This is a genomic window from Paenibacillus popilliae ATCC 14706 (genome assembly GCF_000315235.1).
Lineage (GTDB): Bacteria > Bacillota > Bacilli > Paenibacillales > Paenibacillaceae > Paenibacillus_B > Paenibacillus_B popilliae.
The window spans coordinates 1-2476 of record NZ_BALG01000257.1 but is presented as its reverse complement, the minus strand read 5'-3'; the positions used below and the strand labels follow the sequence as shown (position 1 = coordinate 2476).

The 2476-nt window shown below is 39.9% G+C and carries 2 protein-coding genes; both read right to left on the bottom strand.

From position 1 onward, the window contains the following. Window positions 1-101: 101 nt before the first annotated feature. Window positions 102-326 (bottom strand): hypothetical protein, encoded by a 225-nt coding sequence (locus PPOP_RS15820; RefSeq protein WP_042229255.1) that lies wholly within the window; start codon window positions 324-326, stop codon window positions 102-104. A 527-nt stretch (window positions 327-853) separates the two neighbouring features. Further along, on the bottom strand, window positions 854-2476 hold a 1623-nt coding region (locus PPOP_RS22885), incomplete at its 5' end, for a hypothetical protein (protein ID WP_006287573.1).

Sequence of the window (2476 nt, the reverse complement as noted above, 5' to 3'; positions counted from 1 at the left end):
CCGCAGTTGCCGGACTTCTGCCGTCTGAACTAATCTACATCGATCATACACTGGCCCCAATCTGACCGCTAGGTGGGGCCGATTTGACGTTCACTCTTCTACTAATATTTTTTTTGTTGTTCTTCTAGCTTCGTTTGCTTTTCTTTCTTTAATGCTTGCAATTGTTCTTCCCCTTTGGTCAATAGGGATCCGAACTCTGCCGTAGGGGTTTGTCCTTCTGCATACAAAGGAGAAGGAACATAAATTTCTGTAGCTATTAAATTGAAGCTTGTTAACACAATAAGACTAATTTTACTAAATTTTTTTAAAGACATCTTCCTATTCATAAATAGTTATCCCTCCAAAATATTCCTCCAATGTTAATATTAATGATTGAAATTAATTTTACAACTCCTAAATTAATTCATTCTTGTTGAAAAATACTTATTAAATAACCAAGCCTGTTGATTATCCAACAAAATACTATTTAAAATAGTAAAAAGGCCGCTCATTCGGTAAAATGTTTGTCCCCCTACAAACTTCCGAAACGAGGCGACCTCATGAAAAAGTCTACCCTAAAATGCAATGGCAAGATGGAAATGAGCAAACGAATCCGATTGCAGGCCGTTGAGTCATTGAAGGTGACCTTACAGTATCAGAGTGCCGCGACGTGATGTATAATGGCTCAGCCGATCGCGAATTCCTGTGCAACACGGCTCTGGGGCCGTGTTGCACGGGACAGCGGTGGAGCGTATTGGAGCTGAACAGGGTTGGCCTTTTTTGTAGCTGTTACAGGCGGCCTCTTTACTACCCTCCGAATTAGATTCTGCTTATCATCAGAAGTAAATTGCTGCTGCTGTAATTCCTCAGACTGTCAGTTGTGAGCATTTTCTTCGTAAATATCACGAATATCACGGATAACTTCCTTAACAACGGGATCCATTTTATACCTGATTTGTGCCTGTAAAGATTCATTTTGTTCCGATATCAATTCTCGAACCACCTCAAGCAACTGTTTTGTTAAATTCTCATCGATATTGTCAATTTGATAGGGACTATAGTTGTAAATCGAATGGTTTTGTACGAAAGCATCAAGCATGTCATTCGTTATGTTCGGTAACAAGGTATTTGCCATAATATCTTTTATTTTCGTGTGTAACTTTTCTAGCTGCTGCTGCGGAACTACCTGTTTTTTAATCAACTTTTGCAATGATTTTGCCTGTAAATTGAACGAAAACAAGTCTAGCAGCATTTCTACTGTAGAGCCTACCTGCTCCGGTTGATCCAAAAAACCTATTATGGCTTCTTTCACATGTTCTGCATTTTCAGATACGGAGCGCCAATGGGTAACTTCTATCCATTCTTCGTCATCGTGTTCATCACCATCCTCTACGTTTTCATCAGTATTTATTACTTTCCCTCCGATAACTTCATCTCCAATTCGAACAATGACAGGAGCAGCATTTATCAATTGTCCTTTCCACTCCATTGGCACATCGTATTGCTGGTCTTGAAACACGGTTTCCAATTGTTGTTTCACAGATTGTACGTGTTCTGGAGATACGGGAACATGGAGAAATACAATGGGATAACCCTGAACGGTATCAATATGCTCTATAATTCCATTTATCGATAGTTCTGGTAATTGAAGCGATAATTCTTTTCCAACCACTATCTTCGTTTCCTGCGTTGATTCATTTACATCAATGCGTTCATCCGGTTTTATTTCGTTTGTATATACATATAGAACCGGTTTATATATGCCTTGCTCTTCGCCATCTATACGTACAAAGGTATTTAAAGGAAATTCATCTAATTGTTGGCTTGTTGTAGACTTAGGAACACCGATTCGAACAAAAGAATCGGGTTGATCTCCAAGAGATAACACCTTGCCTACTACCGTTTTATATACTCTCGAAAAATGACCGGGAGTGTCCACTTGCTGCTGCATCTCACTCCACCGAAGTGCAACCTTCTGTCCTACACGATGAACAGCAGGACCAGGATTATTAAAAGGAACTATCTCCACTGTCTCCACAGGTAAAACGGTACCTTCTTCATTTCTATATTTAAAGAAATGATTTTCCATAGTCGAGCTTGTTCGGAATAAATTATCCTCCTCTAGACCATATATGATAGGCAGTTCACTTGTATCTGCCTCTGTTATACCCGTTATTGTAATTGAAACCTTATTATCTTGTGTATATTCATTAAAAGACAGTTCGCCAATAAGCGTTTGCCCCTCTTTAAACGGGACACGAATTACTTTGCTATCTTCAGCATCCAATATAAGTGGACGATCTTCAGTCGGAAATTCTGATATTTCTTTTGTTGGATGTACTGGGATGTTTTCATTTAACTCTGGCTGTTCCATTGATACGCTTGTCCCCGGTTGCGGCTGTAGTTCTCTCCCTTCCATCACTGCGATTTCTTCTTCTGTTGGAGGTGCTGGGATGTTGTCATCTAACTCCGGCTGTTCCGTTGACGTGCTTGTCCC

Coding starts and splice junctions, on each gene's coding strand:
- PPOP_RS15820 (WP_042229255.1), bottom strand. CDS start 326: ATGAATAGGAAGATGTCTTTAAAAAAATTTAGTAAAATTAGTCTTATT.